General features: G+C 60.3%; 17 protein-coding genes. 7 read left to right on the plus strand and 10 right to left on the minus strand.

Translation table 11 applies throughout. The annotated features are described in order from the left end of the window. Together KBI52_RS30995 and KBI52_RS31000 are read left to right on the plus strand one after the other, a co-directional pair. The coding region (locus KBI52_RS30995) for a hypothetical protein (RefSeq protein WP_210812725.1) at positions 1–446 on the plus strand (446 nt) is incomplete at its 5' end. Between the two features lie 276 nt (positions 447–722). Then, the gene (locus tag KBI52_RS31000; protein ID WP_210812726.1) at positions 723–1976 is read left to right on the plus strand and encodes an MFS transporter; all 1254 of its coding nucleotides are present in this window, start codon (positions 723–725) and stop codon (positions 1974–1976) included. 136 nt (positions 1977–2112) lie between these two features. Here the strand turns inward: KBI52_RS31000 and KBI52_RS31005 are convergent, their stop codons facing one another. The 6 genes from KBI52_RS31005 to hmgA form a co-directional block, all read right to left on the minus strand. Continuing rightward, entirely contained in the window at positions 2113–4299 is a 2187-nt protein-coding gene (locus tag KBI52_RS31005; protein WP_210812727.1) for a CHASE2 domain-containing protein, read from the minus strand. A 114-nt stretch (positions 4300–4413) separates the two neighbouring features. Then, positions 4414–7146 (minus strand): Ig-like domain-containing protein, encoded by a 2733-nt coding sequence (locus KBI52_RS31010; RefSeq protein ID WP_210812728.1) that lies wholly within the window; start codon positions 7144–7146, stop codon positions 4414–4416. Between the two features lie 545 nt (positions 7147–7691). Further along, positions 7692–9086, minus strand: coding sequence for a HAMP domain-containing sensor histidine kinase (locus tag KBI52_RS31015; RefSeq protein ID WP_210812729.1), 1395 nt, complete (start codon positions 9084–9086; stop codon positions 7692–7694). Further along, entirely contained in the window at positions 9083–9745 is a 663-nt protein-coding gene (locus KBI52_RS31020; protein WP_210812730.1) for a response regulator transcription factor, read from the minus strand. The genes KBI52_RS31015 and KBI52_RS31020 overlap by 4 nt, the downstream gene beginning before the upstream one ends. A gap of 761 nt (positions 9746–10506) precedes the next feature. After that, positions 10507–10713, minus strand: a complete 207-nt coding sequence (locus tag KBI52_RS31025; protein ID WP_173950203.1) for a hypothetical protein — start codon at positions 10711–10713, stop codon at positions 10507–10509. Positions 10714–11157: 444 nt separating this feature from the next. After that, positions 11158–12516, minus strand: a complete 1359-nt coding sequence (hmgA, locus tag KBI52_RS31030) for a homogentisate 1,2-dioxygenase (RefSeq protein WP_371823233.1) — start codon at positions 12514–12516, stop codon at positions 11158–11160. Positions 12517–12575: 59 nt separating this feature from the next. Here hmgA and KBI52_RS31035 point away from each other — a divergent pair, with 59 nt between their 5' ends. Next, entirely contained in the window at positions 12576–13010 is a 435-nt protein-coding gene (locus tag KBI52_RS31035) for a MarR family winged helix-turn-helix transcriptional regulator (RefSeq protein WP_210812731.1), read from the plus strand. A 67-nt stretch (positions 13011–13077) separates the two neighbouring features. Here the strand turns inward: KBI52_RS31035 and KBI52_RS31040 are convergent, their stop codons facing one another. Further along, complete coding sequence (locus tag KBI52_RS31040; protein WP_210812732.1) at positions 13078–13935, minus strand: transporter substrate-binding domain-containing protein; 858 nt, start codon at positions 13933–13935, stop codon at positions 13078–13080. Between the two features lie 77 nt (positions 13936–14012). Further along, positions 14013–15452 carry a M20 family metallopeptidase gene (locus KBI52_RS31045; protein WP_210812733.1) on the minus strand — a complete coding sequence of 480 codons (1440 nt, stop codon included), beginning with the start codon at positions 15450–15452 and terminating at the stop codon, positions 14013–14015. Between the two features lie 240 nt (positions 15453–15692). Here KBI52_RS31045 and KBI52_RS31050 point away from each other — a divergent pair, with 240 nt between their 5' ends. Beyond that, positions 15693–16292: a GntR family transcriptional regulator gene (locus KBI52_RS31050; protein WP_210812734.1), complete on the plus strand. Its 600-nt coding sequence runs from the start codon at positions 15693–15695 to the stop codon at positions 16290–16292. A gap of 21 nt (positions 16293–16313) precedes the next feature. Here KBI52_RS31050 and KBI52_RS31055 read toward each other — a convergent pair whose 3' ends face one another. Together KBI52_RS31055 and KBI52_RS31060 are read right to left on the minus strand one after the other, a co-directional pair. Continuing rightward, entirely contained in the window at positions 16314–17006 is a 693-nt protein-coding gene (locus KBI52_RS31055; protein ID WP_173950196.1) for a hypothetical protein, read from the minus strand. Positions 17007–17220: 214 nt separating this feature from the next. After that, positions 17221–17814, minus strand: a complete 594-nt coding sequence (locus tag KBI52_RS31060; RefSeq protein ID WP_247654755.1) for a winged helix DNA-binding protein — start codon at positions 17812–17814, stop codon at positions 17221–17223. Between the two features lie 287 nt (positions 17815–18101). Here KBI52_RS31060 and KBI52_RS31065 point away from each other — a divergent pair, with 287 nt between their 5' ends. The 3 genes from KBI52_RS31065 to KBI52_RS31075 all read left to right on the plus strand — a co-directional run bounded on the left by KBI52_RS31065 (position 18102) and on the right by KBI52_RS31075 (position 22299). After that, positions 18102–19823, plus strand: a complete 1722-nt coding sequence (locus KBI52_RS31065; RefSeq protein WP_210812735.1) for a type I secretion system permease/ATPase — start codon at positions 18102–18104, stop codon at positions 19821–19823. Next, the gene (locus tag KBI52_RS31070) at positions 19820–21208 is read left to right on the plus strand and encodes an HlyD family type I secretion periplasmic adaptor subunit (RefSeq protein ID WP_210812736.1); all 1389 of its coding nucleotides are present in this window, start codon (positions 19820–19822) and stop codon (positions 21206–21208) included. Before KBI52_RS31065 ends, KBI52_RS31070 begins: the two co-directional genes overlap by 4 nt. A 350-nt stretch (positions 21209–21558) precedes the next feature. Further along, entirely contained in the window at positions 21559–22299 is a 741-nt protein-coding gene (locus tag KBI52_RS31075) for a calcium-binding protein (RefSeq protein ID WP_210812859.1), read from the plus strand. Positions 22300–22429: the final 130 nt, after the last annotated feature.

The raw sequence follows: 22429 nt of genomic DNA on the forward strand, positions 1-22429 counted from the left end.
GGGCGGTCCTGCTCTTCCATCCCACCCATAGCATCGAGCCGGGCCGCCACTCGCGCCACCCTCGACTGCCTTCAAACCCGGGGCCTGTCCGGCCCCGGGCCGAAGACCCGTGCCTGTGCGCACGCCTCTTCATCCATTCCTTGCATCCATTCCTCACCACCATCATTGCCGAGAGACCCATCATGATCCAGGACAGCGACATCCCCCTGTTCAACATGCCCGACTACGACGACACCCTGCGCCGCTTGTCCGATCTGCTCATGGCGCACAGCATCTGCCGCAGGCGCACGTGTCAGAAGAACGAAAGCTGCCAGGGCGGGTATGGGCCGCCATGCTATCTGCAGCAGCGCCATCTCTTCGCCGATGCGGTCCTCTACGAGCTCGACCAGTATCGGGGGTACTGGCACAAGCAGCGGGAGGCCGCGAAGGCGGCTCTGCGGCGGTGACGAACCCGCCGAGGGGCCGACCAGGCTGCATCCTGGCCGGGCATGTCCCGCCGGCCCCGATCGAACAGCCGCGCCCCGCATGACCGGAAGCACCGGCACGGGGCCCACGACGGCGACCGGGGCGTCGTTCCCGGTCCGGCAGGAGGAGGCGCAACGCGGCCCGCCGTGCCTTCTCCTGCCGTGCGGCAATTTTTTGCCGGCGAAACGCTCCGCTCGGCCCAAAAATGGTCTACAGAAGCGCCCGCGGGATCGGCCGGGGAACGAGGGACGAGCGACATGGCATCCAAAGGCTGGGCGGCCTTCCGCCACAGGGATTTCCGGCTGTTCTGCGCGGCCCGGTTCGCCATGGCGCTGGCCGTGCAGGTCCAGACGGTCGCGGTCGCCTGGCTGGTCTACGATGCCAGCGGCAGCGCGCTCAACCTCGGCCTGGTCGGGCTCGCGTCGTTCCTGCCCACCATGGCCCTCGTGCTCGTGACCGGCCTCGTGGCCGACCGGTACAGCCGGCGCTGGATCCTCATGCTGGTCTTCTCGGCCATGATGCTGACCTCGCTGGGCCTGCTCACGCAAGTGCAGGCGGGCGTGCCGGCGCTCTGGCCGATCTACGGTCTCCTGGTGGCCTTCGGGGCCGCCCGGGCCTTCGGCAATCCCGCCGCCCAGGCCATCGTGCCGGGCCTCGTGCCGTCCGGCGACCTCGCCAACGCGATCGCCTGGAACTCCTCGGTCCAGCAGGTGGCCACCATCAGCGGCCCGGCGGTCGGGGGCATCCTGTACGCGGTCCATCCGACGGCGCCGTTCATGGGATCGGCCGTGTGCTTCGGGCTCGCTGCCCTGCTCGTGGCGGCCCTGCGCCTGCGCCCGGCCGACGCCAAGCGGGAGCCGGTGACCTGGTCCCGCCTCGTGGCGGGCCTCGTCTTCCTGCGCACGCGGCCGCTTCTCCTCGGGGCGATCTCCCTGGACCTCTTCGCCGTCCTCCTCGGCGGGGCCACGGCCCTGATGCCGATCTTCGCCCGCGACGTGTTCCATGTGGGCCCCTGGGGGCTCGGCCTCCTGCGATCCATGCCGGCGGTCGGGGCCGTCATCATGGCGGTGGTCCTGGCCCATTCGTCGCTCCTGTCGCGCCGGGCGGGCCTGCGCATGCTGCAGGCGGTCGGCGTCTTCGGCCTCGCGACCGTGGGGTTCGGCCTGTCCACGAGCTTCGGCCTGACCCTGGTGCTGCTCGCCATCCTGGGGGCGGCCGACATGGTCAGCGTCGTGGTGCGCCAGACCCTCGTCCAGGCGGAGACGCCGGACGATCTGCGCGGGCGCGTGGCCGCCGTCAACACGGTGTTCATCGGCGCGTCGAACGAGCTCGGCGAGTTCGAGTCGGGAACGCTCGCCTGGCTCGTGGGGGCCTCGCCCGCCGTCGTGATCGGGGGCATCGGGACCCTCATGCTCGCAGGGCTCTGGCGGTTCTGGTTTCCGGATCTCGCCCAGCGCGATCAGCTCGTCCGCAGCGAGGTAGCGCCGGAGGCCACGCCGCAGAAGACCTGATCAAGGCTAGCGCATCGTGCGGAAACGTGGATCCGGTTTTCGCTGACGCGGCCCTTCGGGTCCGCTCGAACGACGCGCTCTTCAAAACAGGCAGGAGCATCGGAAAAGGCAGGAGCATCGGAACGGATGCTCAAGGTCATTTGGACGATGCGGGAGCCTCGATCTGATGCCGGATTCGCTTTATGTAGAAGTCGTGGTAGTCGTCGAGCCCGAAAACCTTGCCGGTCTCCCGACCGAGCAGGATCGTCTCGAGGGCCTGCGACCATTCCCTGGCCCGATAGGCCGCGAGCATCGCGTCGTTCCGCTCCAGCAGGCCGACGAAGTCGGGATCCGAGGCCATGTCGGCCCGTCCGAGCAGCGCGAAGATGCGCTCGGGCTCCTGCTTTCCGCGGACCTGCAGATGATCCAGTTCGAGAACGGCAAACCGCGAGCGCACCGCCTGGGCGGTCTTCTCCCCGACGATGATCGAGACGCCGTACTGCTTCGTCAGCCCCTCCAGGCGGGATGCCAGATTGACCGTGTCGCCCAGGACGGAATAGTTGAAGTGCAGGTCGGAGCCGAAATTGCCGACCACGCAGACACCCGTGTTCAGGCCGATCCCGATCCGGAGCGGCGCGACCCACTGCGTCGGGTCGGCCTCCCGCCGGCGCTCCTCGTTCAGAATCTCGAGGCTCTCCTGCATGGTGAGAGCGGCCTCGCAGGCATGCGCTTCATGGGAGATGTCGTCGAGCGGGGCGTTCCAGAACGCCATGATGGCATCGCCCATATATTTGTCGATGGTTCCCCGATGCTTCACGATGTCCTTGGTCAGGGGCGTGAAGAGGCGATTGATCAGAGCGGTCAATCCCTGCGGATCGTCCTTGTACGCCTCCGAGATGGCCGTGAAGCCGCGGATGTCGGAGAACAGCACGGTGAGCTCGCGCTGCTCGCCACCGAGCTTCAGCCGCTCGGGCGAATGCGCCAGCTGCTCGACGAGATCGGGGGAGATGTATTGGCTGAAGGCCGACCTGATCCAGCGGCGATCGGCCGACACGGTCATGTAGTTCGTGCATACCAGGACGGCATAGACGAGGAAGCTCGAGGTCAGCGGGAACGTGTAGTCGATCAGAAGATCGAGATACGAGAAGCAGTACCACGACATGCCCAGGATCAGGGCCGCGATCAGGCCGCCGAGCACGAAGAGCGGCCCGGCGCTCACCGTGGGCGCCAACCCGATGACCGTCAGACCGAGCAGGGCTGCCAGCAGGATTTCGGCGAAGGCCGTGTAGCTGGGGCGGCTCAGGGTCGATCGCGTCAGAGCGCTCTCGAGCAGTTGCGCGTGCAGTTCGACTCCGGGAAGCGCCGGATGGACCGGCGTCACCTTGAGATCGAGCAGCCCGGCCGCCGAGGTCCCGATCAGCACCATCTTTCCAGCGATCCGGTCGGCCGGAACACGGCCTTCCAGCAGGTCGATGGCGGAGATGTACTTGCTCAGATCGGGAGCCGAGAAATGAATCCAGATCCGTCCCTTGCCATCGGTCGGGATCTCGAAATCCTGCACGCTGACGCTTCGCACGCCGCTCAGATCCGTCTTGACGAGGATGCCTCCGGCTCCCGTGGCAACCCGCAGCATTTCGAGAGACAGCGACGGAACCACGGTTTGGTTCGCCACGGCGACGACCGGAACGCGGCGGACTGTTCCATCCCCTTCCGGGCTGATCGAGAAAAGGCCATGCCCCTGCGCTGCATCGTCCAGGATGGGCAGGTTGCGCAGAAGCTGCGGGAAATCCACCAGGAATGCGCGTGGATCCGGGCCCAGCGTGGCGATCGGCGCCTGGCTGGCTGGCCGGGCGCTCAGCGCCGCTCCCGATACGCGATAGCCCGACTGTCCGAGAACGACCTTCGCGTTGCGTATCGCCTCGGCAAAGATCGCATCGTTGCCGGGGAGACGCCGAAGCCTCTCCATCGTGGCATCGTCCAGTCCCTGAAAAGTTTTCGCCGCAACGCCCGGAGAGCTGCGATCCTCTTCGGGAAAAAGCACGTCGAATCCGATGACCTCTCCGCCGAGTGCCACGATCTTCGAGATCATCTCGGCCATGACCGTGCGAGGCCAGGGCCATTGTCCCAGAATCCTCAGACTCTGCTCGTCGATATCGATGATGCTGACGAGATCCTTGCGTTCGGTGCGAGGATGCATGAGCTGATAGATATCGAAGGATTTCTGGCGCAGCGCCTCCACCGGGCCGGGATCCCAGACCCGCAAGGCCAGAAGGCTGACGAGAAGCAGCAGGCTGACGATCCGCCCGATCCCGAGGCGCCGCAGCTTTTTGAGGATCACGGTCACTGGGCTGGATCCGTGGAGCTACGGATCCAACGGACGGTCCCGCTTCCTTGGATGCTTGTGCCAGACAGCTTGCAGAAGGGAATGAAGAGACATGTCGGTCGGGTCATGAGTCCCTCACAGGATGAGGTCCGTCGAACGAGGGAGAGCACCCGCGATCGTCAACTCCGTCGTCAGGACCTCGCCGCTGGCGAAAGTGACAATGGCAGACACCGTGTTCCCATCGCCTGCCAACCGTCTCAGGCCTCCGACCGAGGCGTCGAGGACAAACCCGCTCGATGTCGCGACGAGGTCTTCGGGACCAAACTCCGGAACTTCGATTCCGTTCACGAAGACGTCGAGATCGCTGACGACCCCGCTCGGGAGCGGTGCTCCGAGGGCGGAGACATCGATCTGATCTGGCGCCGTCAGGCGCGAGGCCCCGCCCGTATTGTCGATCACGTTCAGCTGGGAAAGGTTTGCACTGGCGCCAACGCCAAGGGCTGTGATCCTAGCCTCATGGACGTCGTTCAGAGTGGCGAGTTCCGCATTGAACGCGCCTTGCCCGTTGCCGTCGGAGAGGAAGTACAGAAAGTTTTTCTCTCCTCCCTGGTCCAAATCCTGCAGCCGTTCGTTGGCTGCCCGCAGCGCGTCTGCGAAATTCGTGCCGCCTCCTGCGTTCAACCCTCTCAGATGGCTCGCAATCGCGCCTTCGCCTATGCTCCCGAGGCTGAACGTCATGGCGTTCACGGTTCCTCCAGCCGAGGCTTCGGCCGGGTCGGCGCTGCCATTGAACGGGATCACTGTCACCGTGACGTCAGCTGGGGAAAACCCCAATCCTCTGATCCGCTCGGTCAGCGCGATCAAACTGGCGATTTCAGCATCCAGAACCGTATCGGCGCGCCCGTCGCCATTCAGATCGCCGACCGGCGCTCCCTCAAACAGACCCGACGTACTGCCCGAGATATCGACGAGGTAAAGGACATTCATTTGTGGCTTCAGAACCGGTCCCAGACTGACGACGAGATCGAGGTCCGCTGTTGCTGTCGTCGTTGCCGACGGCGCATCGATGGTGAGAGAGACCGGCTGGTTGTTGAACCCGAGGGAGCCACCGCTCGAAGCCGACACATGGGGCGACGAAAACGTTCCCGTGCCGTGGACCTGCACGGTGACGTCCGCCGTATCGCTCCCTCCCTTCGCGTCGGAGATCGTGTAGGTGAATGTCACCGTCGCGGTCTCACCTGCGCTGAGCGCCTGGAATTCCGTTCCCGGATCGAAAACGAGATCTCCGGACGGGTTCCGGAAGACCGAGCCCTCGAGCGGAGCAGTCCAGCTCGTGATATGGATCTTATTGCCATCCACATCACGGTCGTTCTCGCGCACAGCCAAGACCCGTCGCCCGAGCTCCGCAACATCGAGAATGCGGTCGCTCACAGCATTCGGAGCGTCGTTGCGACCAATGACGGTCCAAGATACCGAAGCGGGAACGCGGACGTTTTCGTCGATCTGCAGGACGTAGTCGACGGTGACGACTTGGAATTCGCGTTCTCCCAGGTGCTGGTAGGCTGGGTGCGACGGATTGAGGGAAAAACTCCGCGAACCGGCGAGATATCGTACGCCCGCAGGCAGCCCGGTTGGTACGATCAAGACGGGCAGCCCCGCCGCTTCCCGGATCAGAGTGTCGGGCAATGCGCCGAGCCGGGCAAGCGGCCCATCCTCGATTGCCTCGCCGAGAACTTCGGCAGGAGCCGTTATGATCGCCGGAATGATCAGGTTGGAGGGCGTTGCGCGCCCCGTGCCGGAAGGGGTAATGACGCTGAACTGCGATGGGTCGGGTGTTTCGACCGGCTGGGGCAGGTTCACCGGAACGATCGGCGCGTCCTCGAAATCGCTGCTGCCCCTCCTCTGTCGCGGCTCCTGGGAGAACACCTGAAAGAGATCCCGGACAAAGTCGCTTTCGCCACGGATGTCGTCGCCTGTTTTCGTGATCTGCGTCATTCGCGGTTCAGAGCCGGAAACAGGGGTCAGAAGCGTCGACGTGCGGGCGTCCGACATCGCGGTGATCACCTGCGATGGGTTAACTTTGTCGAGCAGGAGGAAGGAGCCGACCGTTCCGTCCGGCTCAGTGAGCAGCGAGAACCGCGTAGCGCCGCTGACAGCAGCGACCTCTGCTTGTACAGCGGTTCCCCTGATGGCCATGGTGGCAACGGGCGTGTCGACCTTGAGATCACCTGTCTTGGCGATCCGACCCGCAACAAACCCGATCAGACCTTGCACGAGGGTGAACAGCGCCGAATTCGAACTCGAATCCGCAGCGTAGATCATGTCGTTCAGCACCATCCGGGCGCTGGCAGACAGATTGAAAACCGCCCCGTCGTTGAATTTGATCGTCAATGAGGACGCCGTTCCCGTTTGAACGACGTCACCTTTTGCGACTGTGTCGCCGACCTGCAGGTCGACCGACACACCATTTCGCAGAACCGTCGCCGTTCCCGACACCTTCTCGACCCGCCCGATCGGCGTGCGACCAGCAGGAGCACCCGAGAGCTGGGCATATTGTCCTGACAGATCGGCCCCTGCCAGCAACTCGATCGTCTGTGCCGTCAGGCTCGCTCCTTCGGGGGTCGTGATGTTCAGGCGTCTGTCCCCGCTGAAATAATCGAGAATGACTGCTTTAGCGTCATGCCTCGCCAGCAGAAGATCGGTTCCAGATCGCCTGAATTCCGCATTAAAAAGGAGGTCTTTGTCTGGAAAGACAACGGCTGCTTCAGGGTCAGCGCGGCTCTCCGACGCCTCGGCGGCGTCGACCCAGATGTCGAAAACACTGGCGCCGTCCCGAGACTGGTACACAGCCGAACCTTTGTGTTCCAAGGAATGATAGCTCTTTCGACCGTTCATTCCTACCGGAACGAAATCTTACGATTAGGTATCTTGGCTGCTGATCCCCGCGGCTGACGAGGCTCTTCTAAGCGGCCCATATTCGTCCATGTCTATTCCGCCTCTCGAATCGTTCCCATTCGTGGAGCGGCGCGCGTACGGCGCTGGACGCCCTGAGAAAATCGTCTCGCCGTCATAGTGCAGCAATCTCGCCGGTAGAGGGCGCCGTCCCTTCAAGGCCCTTCAGACTTGTCCCCTCGGAAACCTTGCCATGTTGATCGAGCCGGACCCGCTGCGCTCACCCTGTTGGATGTTACTACCGTCTCCTACGGCGCTACTTCCTCCGGAATTTCCGCTTTCGCCCGCGCTTATAACTGGCGTGACAAGAAGGCCGCTCCGAGGGAAAGAACAACGGATGCTGCCCGTGAACCGGTTCGGTGCATTGCTTCATGGCGACGCGTCATGGTGTCCTTCTGGAAGAAAGTCGTCCACGCACTCAGAGCATCGCTACATCGGATGCCGCCCCTCCCGGCAGCGCTTCAGGAATTCGTAGGCATTACACTCCTTGGTGCATTTTCAACTTGCCCTGGGCGGCACAACGGAACGTCGAAGACGACGCGGCAGTGTCCGTTGCTTTCAATCTCCGCATCGATTCCGTACTCATTCAGGATATCCTCCACGATGCCGAGGCCAATTCCGCTTGAACCTGGCTCCAACCGCCCTGGAACGCCCCGCTCAGGTCTTTGCCCCTGTCCTTTGCCGGAGAAGCCAGGGCCATCATCCGTGACGCTGATCCTTGCCCTATCGTCTAATCTTTCTACCTGGATGGTGACACATGCATTTGCCCATTTGCGCGCGTTGTCGAGCAGATTACCCATGACCTCACCGAAATCGTGGGGATCCATATCGATGGCCACATCGCCTGGGATATCGGTTTGCCACATCAGCCGCTCACCTCTCGGCATGTGCTGCATCAATCGCAGAAGACGAGCAACGGTCGGCTCGACCTGCGTATACGCCCCACAGGCGGCCGGCGCGCCGCTCGTGCGAACCCGTGCGAGTTCGCGCTCCACATGCGTGTAGATCAATCGAAGCTGGTCCTGCATGCATTCGGCGGCCTCTTGAAGCCCCGCCTGCTCGAGGCGCCGCACCTCACCGCCCAATATTGTCAAAGGCGTTTTCAAGCCGTGAGCCAGCGCGCCGGCGCGGTCGCGCGCCTTGCGGACGAGATCTTCCTGACGGTCAAGGAGATTGTTGATGCTATCGACGAGCGGGGACAGTTCGTCGGGAAAGGGTCGCGTCATACGCCGGATCTGGCCGGTCCGAACTGCATTCAGCTCCTGTCCAACGGACCTTAGCGGACGCAACCCCAGCCAGAGCTGAAGCCAGGCGAACAGCACAAGCACAGCGGCAATCGGGATGAGGACCCGCGTCACATCCCATCCAAAAGCCTGACGCAGCTCTACGATCTGATCGTGATCGAGGGCGACGGCGAGACTCACACGACGTGGGCCCTGCGGGCCATCGGTCGCGACCTCTCGTTCAATGATGTAGAGTTCAGAGCCGTCGGGCCCCTCAACCTCGAATGCGCGGTCGTGTTCACCGCGCTCTCGATGTCCATTCGTTGGAAGCTCCTTATCCCATAGCGAACGCGACCGCACGATCGCTCGTCCACCCTCGGAGACCTGCCAATAAGCTCCGCCATAGGGTTGGTGATAGCGCGGGTCCGTCAGCTTCTCTCTGATCTGGTCCTCGCCTCCTGCACCGAAAGCCGTTGCCAGTTCCGTCCAGTGAATGTTAAGGTCCTGCTCGACATACCGGAGAATCTGTCGCTCGAAGAAGAAGACGAGGGATGCTCCTGCGACCGCAATCGTTGCGACGATCGACATGACGGCGACGAACAGGAGCCGGAGCCTTATCGAATTTCGTGTCATAACGCGGGCGTCTCCATGATGTATCCGTGACCGCGCCGGGTTCCGATCGCTTTCGCTCCAATTTTGCGGCGCAGGCGAGCCACGAGGGCCTCAACGGCATTACTCTCCGGCTCGTCCGAGCCATATACATGCTCGACGAGCTCACCCTGAGTGACGACGCGATCTCGGTTATGGGCCAAGTATCTGAGCAAGCGGAACTCAAGCGGTGATAGCTCGATCGCCCTGCCGTTGAGCAGGACTCTCAAACGCCGCGTGTCGATATGCAGAGCGCCAATTTCAATAAGAGGTGTAACGTGGCGCCCCACCCGCCGCAGCAGCGCAGCCAATCGGGCCAGGAGCTCCTCCATCTCGAAGGGTTTCGTCAGATAATCATCGGCTCCAGCGTCGATGCCCTCAACTCGTTGAAGCCATGATCCTCGGGCCGTCAAAACCAGGATTGGAACTGTGCTGGCCTCCTCTCGCAATCGCCGTACCACAGATAGGCCGTCGAGCTTCGGCAGTCCGAGATCGAGGATGAGCGCATCGTATTCCTCGGTCGATGCCCGGAACCATGCTTCCTCGCCATCCCGGGCGATGTCGACTACATATCCAGTTTCAGCCAAAGCATGATGGATGTCCCGGGCGATAGCCGCCTCATCTTCGACGAGAAGTATTCTCATCAGCGTCTCCTGATTTGCAGGATCCGGCTGTTCCGTGCATCGACGACGACCTCCTGATACCGACGGTCGCGCGTGAGAATGAGGAATTCATAACGCCATTCACCAGTCCAGGATTGGCGCAGATCAACCTCCAAAACCTGACCCGGAACAGCTCGCGAGACCATGGGAAGCACAGTACTCAAAGCAAGGGCCCACCCCTGCGAGACCGCCTCCCTGGCACTCTCGGGGGAGGTGCTGCCCCAGCCGCGTGACGTAGAGATTTCGTCGTCGTCACTCCCACGACCGCGCCCACGACCAGAACTGTCATCTCCACCACGACCTTGACCTTCTCCGCTTGACCTATTGCCAGAGCCACTGTTGTCGCTGCCCCGGCCGCTGTTATCTCCACCGCCGTGTCCTCCTCCATCACCGCCTCCGCCCCCACCGCCATCTTTTGCGAACGTGATCGTTGGGTGACTGGTCTGCACAGCGGCAGCAGTCAAGGCCGCAACAATGAAGACGAGGAAGTGGCGCCGGATCATAGGAACATCCAAAGTTCCTCAGCTTAGCATATCCAACCTGATATTTCGCTGACATGCCCTGTCAGGTTTGTATGTCTAGCTTCACCCATGCTGTCTCTTACCGGCGCTTGTTGCGCTTCGGATGAAGGGAGAGAGACGATGTTGAAGCGAGTTGCGACAAAGACGAGCATTCTGGCTCTTGGGACAGTTCTGGCGTCGTTGACCGCTGCCATACCGGCCGTGGTCATGCACGCAACGTTATCACCAGCGCTCGCCCGTGGCGGTGATGATCACGGCGGAAGCCGCGGAGGTGATGATCATGGAGGCAATCGCGGAGGCAGCGACCACGATGGTCGTGGAGGTCAGGGCGGCGATGACCGAGGCGGACGTTCCGATGGCGATGGCGGACGCGGGGGCCGCGGCGGAGACAATGGTGGAAGAGGCGCGGAACGTGACAGAGGCGATCAAGGGGGTCCTCGCGCACAGGGCGGCGAGCGACGCGGCCATGGGGCGGATGATGGCGCGAGAGCCGCAATGTCGTCGATAGACCGAACAAGGGAGCAGCATCAAACACGTACACGCACCCGCGGGGCAGATGATCGCATGGAGGTGATGCAGGTTCGCGGGCGTGGCGCCGATGATGCAGGCACGCTGGATGACAAGGGAGGCCGCCTCAGCCGTGACAGACGCTTTGAGCCTGGCGATGATCGCAGGGTCAATGGCCGATGAGATTGTGATGTTGGAGCCGACCGTGGGGACATTCCCGCCCACGGTCGGAGCAACGAGACTGTCGGCGATCGTCTCCTCGCCCCGGAGCAGATGTCCTCAAGACGGGCGTGTGCCCGTTAGACAGGAGAATGCACGAGACCGTCCAACTCCGTCACGAGCCCGAAGCCAGTGAGGCACGATACCTTACCGCTGGTTCGGGTTGAAGTGCTTCTGCAGCTTATGCCCGTAAGCGGCATAGTCCTTCTGCAGAGCCTCACTACCGGCGGCAAAGGCAGTCACCTTCTGTGGGAAGCGTGTCTCGAACATGAACGCCATCGTGCCTTCCAGCCGATGCGGTTTGAGTTCTACGTTGCTCGCCTTCTCGAACGCGTCGACGTCCGGCCCATGCGGCAGCATCATATTGTGGAGTGAGATTCCGCCCGGCATGAAGCCTCCTCCAGTTTTCGCATCATAAACGCCGTAGATCAGGCCCATGAACTCGCTCATCACGTTCATGTGGTACCATGGCGGGCGGAAAGTGTTTTCCGCCACCAGCCAGCGATCCGGGAAAATCACAAAGTCGATGTTGGCCGTACCCGGCGTCTCGGACGGTGAAGTCAAGACCGTGAAAATCGACGGATCAGCATGGTCGTACAGCACGGGCCCTACGGGCGAGTAGCGCCGGAGATTATACTTGTAAGGGGCGTAGTTGCCGTGCCAAGCCACCACGTCGAGCGGCGAGTGGTCCATGTCTGCAGCCCAGAGTGCCCCTCCCCACTTCACGTACATCTTGGATGGTGCGTCCTTATCCTCATAGGCCGCCACGGGCGTGAGGAAGTCGCGAGGGTTGGCCAAGCAGTTGGCGCCGATCGGCCCGCGCTCCGGCAAGGTGAATGCGCCACCGTAATTCTCACAGAAATATCCCCGAGCCGGTCCGGTCGTGAGCTCGACCCGGATCTTCACGCCTCGAGGGATCACTGCAATCTCGCCCGGTTCAATGTCGATAATGCCGAACTCGGTCCACAGGCGGATGCCGCCCTGCTGCGGCACGAACAGCATCTCGCCATCGGCATTATAGAAATATTCGTCCACCATGGACCGGGTGATCAGGTAGACATGCGCACCCATCCCCGCCTGAGAACCGGCATCACCCGCCGTGGTGATGGTGTGGACGCCCTCCAGAAAGGATACGCTCTCAGCCGGCAACGGGATCGGACTCCAGCGCATAGGCGCGATCGGCACCTCAACCTCGACGGCAGGCGCCGTGCGCCACAGACCGATCTCCGCCTTCCGGAACTCTCCCCAGTGGGTCACAGTTGGTCGGATCCGGTACAGCCAAGAGCGCTCGTTTGTAGTGCGAGGCGCTGTAAAGGGCGACCCGGACAGCTGCTCGGCATAGAGGCCGTAGGAGCATTTCTGAGGGGAGTTCCGGCCGATGGGAAGAGCCCCGGGCAGCGCCTCTGTCTCAAAGCCGTTGCCGAAGCCTGACATGTAGCCCGGCTGAATGGCGCTCTCCAGCCGATCGGCCATCTCGTTCCGCAAAGGCGGGTTCTGGACATTCATGAACGTGACCTCCACAATTGGTCACGATTGTAACTGTCAATTTTGTAACCAACAACGCCATGGCCAAACTTCAGCTCGAGCAGTTTCTGCCTTATCGCCTCAACCGCCTCGCTTCTGCGGTTTCGCAGGATTTCCGCTCCATCTATGGCCCGCACTACGACCTAACGATCCCGGAATGGCGGGTGCTGGCCACGCTTGGGCAGTTCGAGGAGCTCAGCGCCAAGGAGATCGGTCGACACTCGTCCATGCACAAGACGAAAGTGAGCCGGGCTGTCCGGACTCTGGAGGAGAGACGGTGGCTCAAGCGCCGCGGCAGTGAGGAGGACAGACGGGAGGAAATCCTGACTCTCACGGTGGATGGCCAGAGGGCTTATCGCGACATCGTCCCAAAGGCGGTGGCGTTCGAACGCCGCGTTCTGGACGATCTCGGAACGGAAGCCGAGCCGCTCCTGACCGTGTTGGAGCGGCTCGAGCAAATTTTCCGGGTGCGTTGATCTGGGTTTAAAGCGGCACATCGTCGGGAACGCATTGGCCTTTGAGACCACGCCGCCCCTGACGCTTTCAACGAGGCGTGACGTCGAAGCCGAAATACTTCATTGAAAGCTTTTCGATCGTTCCATCCGCCTTCGCTTCCGTAATGGCCTTGTCAAACATGGACTTCAGCTCCGGATCACTCTTGCGGAGGCCGACCGAGCTGCCGCGACCGAGCATGCCTCCCTGGAACCGCGGCCCCACAAGCGTCATCTCCTCATTGCCGACCTTGGCGGCAGAACCGGACAGGTACGCAGTCGACGCCATGATCGCATCGATGCGCCCGGCCGTGAGGTCGAGGTCATGCTGCTCAGTGGTCTTGTATTCCCGGATCTCGGCAGTCCCCTTCAAGTATTTGTCGAGGAAATTCGCCGCAATCGAGGATCCCTGAACGCCGATTGTCTTGCCTTTCAGGATCGGCTTGAGTTCTTCGACCGCGGCGGCAGCACCGGCCTCATTGGTTGCCAATGAAAAGATCTTGCCGTTCAAGGGCATGGTTGCAAGTGGACTCGACTTGAGAACGGCAAAGGTCTGACCGGTGGTGCCATAGGGCTGAGTGAAGGCCATGACCTCTTCGCGTTTGGCGGTCGCCGACATGCCGGCCATGATAGCATCGAACTTTCCGGCGTTCAGCGCCGGAATGATGCCATCGAAGGACTGGGCCTCGATCGTGCATTCGACTTTCATACGCCTGCACAGATCCTGGTAAAGCTCGATCTCAAACCCATCGAGCGATCCATCGGGCTTCGTGAAATTCCAAGGCGCGAAGGCCCCCTCCGTAGCGATCCGAACCTTCGCCCAGGTCTTGTCCTGCGCCATCGCATCTGTCCCGAGGACAATCGTCGCGCCGGTGAGCGCGAACGCCAAAATCTTGCCGATGATCTTCATGGTCTTTCCTTTGTTAACAGTAGGGATGCGGACTGTGCTGGAACGAACGGACTGGGGCTGGGAGCAGCCACGATCAATCATGCCGAGGTTTCAGCCTCCATTGCGCCGACAGGCGGATTCACGTCATCCGGAATCGGGTTCACGAAGGGCGTACCAGCCAGTCGCTCACGCAGGTCAGCCTTTGCCGCGGCGATCAGCGATGGGGTGAGGAAGAGATCGACCGCCGTTCCGGCCATGACCTTGGCCGCATGTTCCATTCCCTTATGGGCCGCAGGCGCTTTTCCTTGCGCCACGAGCTGCCAGGAGTGGCCAGGCGTCCCTATGGCGTAAGTGGCGCCGCGCATTTGAACAGTCGGAACCACCCAGCTGACAGTTCCAACATCAGTTGATCCTACCAACGTTCCATCACCGCTGCCGGGTGGGAAGATCGTGTCGCAGAGAGGAGCTCCCATGCGGGGCTTTAGTCCAAAGCGCGCAAAGGAGGATTTGATGTCTTCATCGGTCAGCGTTTTTTGAATCTCGGCCGCGAAGGCATTGTCCTGCTCGTCGAAGACGGGCGGCCCGAGACGCTCCAGATTCTGGTGCATCAGCTGCTCGAGCGGCGTATTACCGACGAGATTAGCATCGCCGCTGACGATCTCGCTGCAGACCGTCGTCTCAGTCATGAGTGCCGCGCCTTCGGCAATCTTCTTCACCCGGCGAAGCAATCCCTGCATCTCCGGCAGTTCACGGGCACGAATCAGATAACGCACCGTCGCGTTGGCCTGCACGACGTTCGGCGCCGAACCTCCGGTGTCTGTGATGGCATAATGGATGCGCGCCGTGCTCGGCATATGCTCGCGCATGTAGTTCACGCCAACGTTCATAAGTTCCACGGCATCAAGTGCGCTTCGCCCGAGATGTGGCGACGCTGCCGCATGGGAGGCTCGTCCGCTGAAGTGAAAATTGATCTCGTTGCAGGCCAGCGAAATCGGGTTGTTCACACCTGCAAAGGGTGCCGGGTGCCAGGAGATGGCGATGTCAACGTCGTCAAATACTCCTGCCCGCACCATGAAGCCCTTAGCGGACCCACCTTCCTCGGCCGGGCAGCCGTAATAGCGAATGCGCCCCTTCAGGCCGTTCGCCTCCAGATAATCCTTCACAGCCGTAGCAGCCATCAACGAACCACTTCCGAGCAGGTTGTGCCCGCACCCATGTCCGTTGCCGCCCTCACTAACGGGCTTCTGCTCCGCTAAGCCTGCGACTTGGCTGAGGCCCGGCAGAGCATCATACTCGCCCAGAATAGCGATGACGGGCCCACCTTCGCCCGCCTCGCCCATGACGGCCGTCGGGATACCGGCGATGTTCCGGGTGGTCCGAAATCCCTGCTGTTCAAGAACGGCGATGTGCTCGGCACAGGAACGACGCTCTTCAAAGTTGAGTTCGGGCATGTCCCATATGCGATCGCTAAGTTCGAAAAAGGTATCTCGTTTAGCTTCGATGAGGTCCCAAACCTCGGAGACGTTCTTGCTAGGCACGGGCGGACCTCTTCTCTGAGCACTCCGCCTGAAGCAGTAGCTGACATATCAGCTCTGTCAGACAGATATTCGCCAAAATTGGTACCAATATCATGCATGGCTTTTGTCTCTGCGCAAGGAAGGTCAAGCGAACAATTTTGCAGTAGCTGGACTTTCTGCCTAAAGAAGAAGCAGCGCCTCTCAAAAATATGTAACTGACTTGCAACAACCTGAACGGATGCACCTTTGAAGACGGAATGGATGAGCGTGGCCGACCTGATCGCGCGCGATGTCCGAGCTGGCACCTTCGCCCCCGGGTCGTGGCTGAAGCAGATCGATCTGGAACACCGTTACAGATGCGGGCGATCCGATATTCGGCGTGCTCTCGATTATCTTGCTCAGAAGCGATTGGTGCAGCACGTCCCCAATCGCGGGTACCATGTTGTTCTACCGGACAGCGACCAGACCGCCCATATTCTCGAGCTCCGCATAATTCTTGAAACGGCCGCTGTCGACAGTATCGTGGCCAACGCGACCCCTGATGCCATCATGCGGATCGATGCGCAGGCGTGGAGATTCGACGAAATGATCCTGAACGGAACAATCCTGGATCAATATGAAGCAAATCTTGCTTTTCATCGCGACTTGCTCAGCCTGTGCTCCAACCCCGAGCTATTCAGTCTCGTAACTGACCTCCGCAGCCGGACGTCCTCGGCCTTGGCTGGGCAATGGAGCACGCGGGCACGCGTTGAGCAATCAAGTCGAGAGCATCATGAAATGATCAAAGCGCTCGAAGCACGGGATGTGCAGCAGCTCAAAGACATCATCACGCGGCATATCCTCCAGCCGAAGAACCGATGAAGAGGCAGAGTGAGCTGGGCATCATATGCCCTCAACGACGGGTCGGATAGCTTCACCCTCAACAAACGCCTCCAACACTGCCCCAAGCTTCCCGACATCCCTTAAATAGGGAAAGGTATTGTGTCCCGTTTCCAGTTCGATGGTTCTGGTATGCGGAAACTCGCCCAGTCGGCGCGCGACGCGCATGTCAAATGCATTCTGGTTGCCAACCACGACCGTGATCATGCTCTTGGAATTTGAGGACAGGACGGGAGTTAAATCTCCACATTCGATCAGCTTGCCCTCTAAATGGCGAATACTCAAACTGTCTGGAGTGTTCAGGATGAACTCCGGCGCAGAGGCCAAGATGCGGTCGGCCCCGATGCTGACTCCAATGCCCAATGCAGGGAAGCCTCCCATCGAGTGTCCAAGGCACAGGATTTCGTGGTCGACGAAACTCGATTTCACATTCTGGAGGAACGCAAGAAGTCCCGAATAGGAAGAGGCGACTCCTGGGACGCCTGTCTGGTACCAATCGTTCAAACCCGGATTCAAGAAGAGCTTCTTACAATCGACATTGCGCAGGAAACTAGAATGTGACCGCGTTCCGAGCTTCTGGTTGATATAAGCAAAAACGATCAGCAGCTTCTTTCGATCAGAATCCTGCTCAAAAATGAGATGGTCCGAATTCTGAATGCGGATTGTTTGAGTTCCAATCGGTTCTTGCAACGTCACATGATCACCTTTCTCCAAAACTTTGCCTGTCGCCGTCGCTCATCCGTTTCTCCAAGCAGAGCTGCGCCCTCGGCCACTCATCGTCGGCCGAAGTGTCCTTCAATGAGTTACCGGAACGCCACGCATCGAGCCGGGTGGACGCCCACTCTGCCAAAGAGCTGCGCATAGCTTCCATATCTCTTCATGGTGAGAGCACGAATGCAAGGAGCTCGGTTCAGTCATCCGAGCCCATATCGCGATAACGAACCGCGTTGCTCCATGTCTGCTCGATGCGTTTCAGCGTCCTGAATGTGGTTTCCAGATCACGCATCTCCGCCTCGTTGCGCGCCACAAGCTGCTGATAGGCTTTGTCGTTCCGCCTGATCAGATCGCACAATGCTCGCCCTTTTTCCGACAAGCGGATGCGAGCGGACCGTCGATCCCGCTCCGATGCTGTGCGAATGACGTATTCGGCTTCGACGAGCCGCTTCAGACTGTAGGACGCGTTCGAACCAAGATAATAGCCACGCTCGATCAAGTCGCGAACCGACAACTCGTTCGATCCGATGGTGAACAGCATCATCACCTGGGACGGACTCAGGTCGTCGATGCCGGCTTCGATCAGATCGGCACGCACGAGGTCGAGCGAACGCCTATGCAATCTCTCGATGACCCTCACGATCTCGATATGGGTGATACCCGTTGGCTCTGCCTGAGGAGCCTGAGGACCTTCCGTGCGGCTCACTGGCTCACCGCTCCTCCGGTGCAGAGTATGCAGCGTTGTCGGAAATTTGGACTCCGCTTCATCGTGAGCGACAATCCAAGGCAAGGAATTTGATATATTTTGCACATTATACCCCGTTATCCATTAATTAAATTAGTTCGAAATTCGAACTAATTTAATATTTCTCCTGGCATTGGCAGCATATCCAAGAAATAAGCTGGATAAACTGCTAGCCCTTATTGTCATTTCCTCTGCCTTAGCTTTTTTATTGTTAGGCGAATCATACTTTATGGGTAGACGTTCTGCCATCGGTGATTCATAAATTCCCTCGAATAACTTTTAGGCAAAATTGAGATCTGCCGCATCATTGCCTCTTTTGGAGTCACTTCTGCATGACGAAAATGGCCCATCCAGAAGCCGCCGATACCCTCCACCAAGGGCGCAGAGCATTTGCAAGCGGCATCGCCTATGCGGGCGCCCTGAGTGCGATCATCAACGTGCTTCAGCTGACGGTTCCTCTGTTCATGCTGCAAGTCCATGACCGTGTCGTGAACAGTCAAAGCACGGACACGCTGGTCATGCTGATTGTCGTTTCCGTCATAGGCCTAGCCATCTACTGCATCCTCGATTATGTGCGTGCCCTCACCTATCAGGTCATGGCGAGCAAGCTGATCAGAAAGCTGAACCTCCCCGTCCTGGAGGCCGCCATATCTGCGTCCGTGACGAAGGGCATCTCCAAGTCCAGTCAAGCGATCCGTGACCTCAACGACATCCGGTCATTCATCGTTGGGAACGCCATCAGTGTCCCGCTGGAGGCATTTTGGGCGCCAATCTTCCTTGCCGTCCTGTTTGCTCTCCATTGGCTTTATGGCCTGGTGGCATTGACTTCGGCGGTTATCATCATCTCTCTCAGCCTTTTGTCCGATTTCCTGACGCGCAGAGCCATGAAGCGCGCCAATGAGTCCTCCATGCAGAACATCAGTGAAATCGGCGGCACCCTCCGTCATGCCGAGGCGGTCGAAGCCATGGGAATGCTTCCAGCCCTCTCGGAGCGTTGGCGGCAATCCCAATTGCACACGCAGGACCTTCTCGATGTGGTGACACGCCGGAGCCGCGCCATGGCATCGTTCACTCGGACCTGCCGCTATGTCATGCAGATCGCGGTTCTATCGGTCGGCGCAATCCTGGTCATCCAACAGGAAGTCAGCCCAGGGTCGATGGTGGCCTCAAGCATTATCATGGGTCGCATGCTTCTGCCCTTCGACTCGATGGTCGATGGCTGGCGGCAATGGGTGCTTGCCATTTCAGCCTGGAAGAATGTGAAAGAGCTTCTCGAGCATCAAGCCCCTAAGCGAGAATCCAAGCCGACGCCGCGCACCCAAGGCGAACTCACGGTCGACCGGCTGGTCTATGCCCCTCCCGGTTCCGATGTACCTGTGCTCAAGGGGCTCTCGTTCAGCCTGTCGCCGGGCGAGGTGCTCGGTATCGTCGGTCCCTCGGCAGCTGGCAAGTCCACGCTTGCCCGCACGCTCATCGGGGTGATCAAGCCGACATCCGGCGGCGTCTATCTCGACGGCAACAACGTTTATCTCTGGGAACGTAGTTCATTCGGCGACATGGTAGGTTATTTGCCACAGAGCGTGTCGCTTCTTGACGGGACGATCCGGGACAACATCGCCCGGATGCGGGAAGCCGACCCCCGTATGGTGCTGGAAGCCGCCCGCCTCGCGGACGTTCATGAAATGATCGGCCGCCTACCTCTCGGGTACGATACCGTATTGGGGGATGGCGGCCATGCCCTCTCCGGCGGCCAGCGTCAGCGGATCGGGCTGGCGCGGGCAGTGTACGGCAGGCCGCGCTTGGTCGTCCTCGACGAACCAAACTCCAATCTCGACACCGACGGCGAACGCGCTCTCTTGCGGACCATCGAGGCCCTACGCGCGGATGGGTCGATCATCATCCTGATCGCACACCGGCCCTCCGTCATGCAGGCCGCCGACAAGCTCATGGTTCTGCAGGAGGGCAGGATCAGCCAATTCGGCCCACGAACTTCGGTCGTCAGCGCAATCACTCCCGGCGAGAAGCCGATTGCCGCAGTGAAAGGAAGCGCATGAAAAAGCGTTCGCAAACTATGGAGCAGACGACATCGCGCCCCGCGACATACATGGCCGTGGATATTGAACCGGCGAAAGACCGCTTCCGGGGTCGCGATCCTGGCGAGCCCTCCTATCGTGGACCGGTGATCGCAGGCTTGGCGACCATCTTCCTTGGTCTCGGCGGCCTCACCACCTGGGCCTTCTCAGCCCATCTCGACAGTGCTGCGATTGCGGCGGCCACTGTCGTCGTCGATTCCAAGCGCAAGACCATCAGCCACCTGGAAGGCGGGATTCTCAAAACGCTGCTTGTCCGCGAGGGAGAGATCGTGCAGGCCGGGCAGCCGCTCCTTCGTCTCGACGATACGCGGGCAAAGGCCGAGTTAGAGCAATTGCGCTCCAGGCGGATCGGCCTTGAGGCTCGGCTTGTGCGCCTTCGGGCCGAGCAGTCCGGGTTGGATGATCTCACCTTTCCCGAGAACCTGCTCCAAGCCGGAGGGCCGACGGCAGAGGAGATCCTGAAGGCTGAGCGGAAATTCTTCAAGGCCAGGCGTGAGATGTTCGATCGCCGCGTCGACATCCAGCGCAAGACTATCGAGCAGCAGGTGGCGGAAATCCAGGCCGTGAAGTCTCAGACCGACGCGAATACTCGACAATCGGAACTGCTCGACCGGGAGCTCAGGGCCATCGCAAGCCTCGTCGAGAAGGGCTATGCGCCGCGTCCGCGCCTTACGGAAATGCAGACGCGAGAAAGTCAGCTCCAGGGCGATGCCGGCGAACTGGCGTCCCGTAGGGCGAAGGCCGAACAAGCCAGGGCGGCGGCGGAACTGGAGATCCTTTCCCTCGGCAACGACTTTCAGCAGCAGGTCGCTTCGGACATCCAGACCGCGCAGCTCGAATTGGCTGATACAGTTGGACGAATAGACGCTGCCACCGATATTTTACGGCGTGTCGAGATCGTCTCCCCTGAGAGAGGCATCGTGACGAATATCCGCTCCCATACCCTGGGCAGCGTTATCGGCGCTGGGCAGCCCATCCTCGACATCGTTCCGGAAAATGAGCCATTGGTCGTCGAGGCGAAAATCGGCCTACGTGATGTCGATTCTGTCCGCGTCGGCGCACCGGTTCAAATCCGGCTGACCGCCTATAACAGCCGCAGCACTCCGCCCCTCGCGGGAAAACTGACTTATCTTTCAGCCGACCAGCAGATGGACGAACGCAACAACTACGCCTACTTCGTCGCACGCGCTGAAATCGAACCGGGAAGTCTCAAGGCGAACTCTAAGACGACTCTCTACCCCGGGATGCCGGCCGAGGTTCTGATTATCAACAAGCCGAGACGCGCCATCGATTACCTGTTGGCCCCGATCACGGAGAGCTTCGACCGGGCCTTCCGGGAAGAGTAATCAGAAGGCATTCGGCACCGCCAATACTCGGCGCATTACTGCCGCGAGGCGGCATCCGATCCCACCCGAACGATAGTTCGAATTTCGAATTAAAATACAACATATCAATATATATAATCTAATAACACACAAACAAAATTGAACCATGTCTAACTATAATTTCCCGTAACTCCAAGCTTATACTTTGGTATTTACAACAACTACTTATTGTCTTACTTAATGCCTGCCGGGACACTCTCGACACAAGCACTTCCCGGAAATCTCCTCGCGCACAAAGCGCTTCATTTTGGCTCGAACACGCGACCGGGCGAATCGCAGCTTGCCCGGTGCTGACAATAAGGATGAGAGACATGGCGACTATTGGTGGTGGAGCCTCAAGCGATTCCTTGCATGGCACCTCCGGTGCAGACGTGATCTTCGGACATGGCGGCGATGACTTGATCCTCGGCGGTGGCGACAGTGACGCCATCTCCGGCGGCGACGGAGCCGATGTTCTCTTCGGCGGATCTGGAGACGATTGGATCTCTGGTGGCACCGATGATGACGTTCTGTTTGGCGGCGTTGGGGCTGATGTGCTTCAAGGCGATGCCGGAAGCGACATCCTGTTAGGCGGCAACAGCGACGATATTCTGCTCGGCGGCGCCGGAGACGATTATCTTCGGGGCGGCAACGGCAACGATATCCTGCGTGGCGGCGACGGGAGCGATGTTCTCGAAGGCGGCTCAGGCGACGACATCCTCCAGGGCGGCGCTGGTGACGACATTCTGCGCGGCGGATCCGGGAATGAGATCTTGGATGGCGGCGCTGGCGACGACATTCTCCACGGTGGCGCTGGCGGCGATACATTCGTCTTCAGTGGCGGCGGCGGCAATGATGTCGTTCTCGACTTCAAAGCCGGTCAGGACATCCTGCAGATCTCCAAAGGGATCAACGGAACAGACATTGCATCGGCAGACGATCTTGCCAGCCGTGTTCACCAGGTCGGCAGCAATACGATTGTCGATCTCGGAAATGGCGATACGATCACTCTCGTGAACGTGAATGCCGACGACATCAACAGCAACCCGAGCGATTTTTTCTCGGTTCACTGATCCGCTTCTCTCCTGAAGAGCGGATGTCGCGGAGTCTTCTGCGGCATCCCATCAAACCAAATGGAGACAGGACGCGATGGCGAATCTTGCCATGCTCACATCACCGGCCGATGACTTTGCCTCCCTGAAG

This window comes from Microvirga sp. HBU67558, assembly GCF_018069605.1.
Classification (GTDB): Bacteria; Pseudomonadota; Alphaproteobacteria; order Rhizobiales; family Beijerinckiaceae; genus Microvirga; species Microvirga terrae.

Bases quoted from the DNA above. Each gene is read 5' to 3' on its own strand.
- KBI52_RS31075 (WP_210812859.1), top strand. From the start codon at position 21,559: ATGGCGACTATTGGTGGTGGAGCCTCAAGCGATTCCTTGCATGGCACC.
- KBI52_RS31050 (WP_210812734.1), top strand. From the start codon at position 15,693: ATGAGCGTGGCCGACCTGATCGCGCGCGATGTCCGAGCTGGCACCTTC.
- KBI52_RS31020 (WP_210812730.1), bottom strand. From the start codon at position 9,745: ATGAGAATACTTCTCGTCGAAGATGAGGCGGCTATCGCCCGGGACATC.
- KBI52_RS31070 (WP_210812736.1), top strand. From the start codon at position 19,820: ATGAAAAAGCGTTCGCAAACTATGGAGCAGACGACATCGCGCCCCGCG.
- KBI52_RS31015 (WP_210812729.1), bottom strand. From the start codon at position 9,086: ATGACACGAAATTCGATAAGGCTCCGGCTCCTGTTCGTCGCCGTCATG.
- KBI52_RS31040 (WP_210812732.1), bottom strand. From the start codon at position 13,935: ATGAAGATCATCGGCAAGATTTTGGCGTTCGCGCTCACCGGCGCGACG.
- KBI52_RS31035 (WP_210812731.1), top strand. From the start codon at position 12,576: ATGGCCAAACTTCAGCTCGAGCAGTTTCTGCCTTATCGCCTCAACCGC.
- hmgA (WP_371823233.1), bottom strand. From the start codon at position 12,516: ATGAATGTCCAGAACCCGCCTTTGCGGAACGAGATGGCCGATCGGCTG.
- KBI52_RS31000 (WP_210812726.1), top strand. From the start codon at position 723: ATGGCATCCAAAGGCTGGGCGGCCTTCCGCCACAGGGATTTCCGGCTG.
- KBI52_RS31065 (WP_210812735.1), top strand. From the start codon at position 18,102: ATGACGAAAATGGCCCATCCAGAAGCCGCCGATACCCTCCACCAAGGG.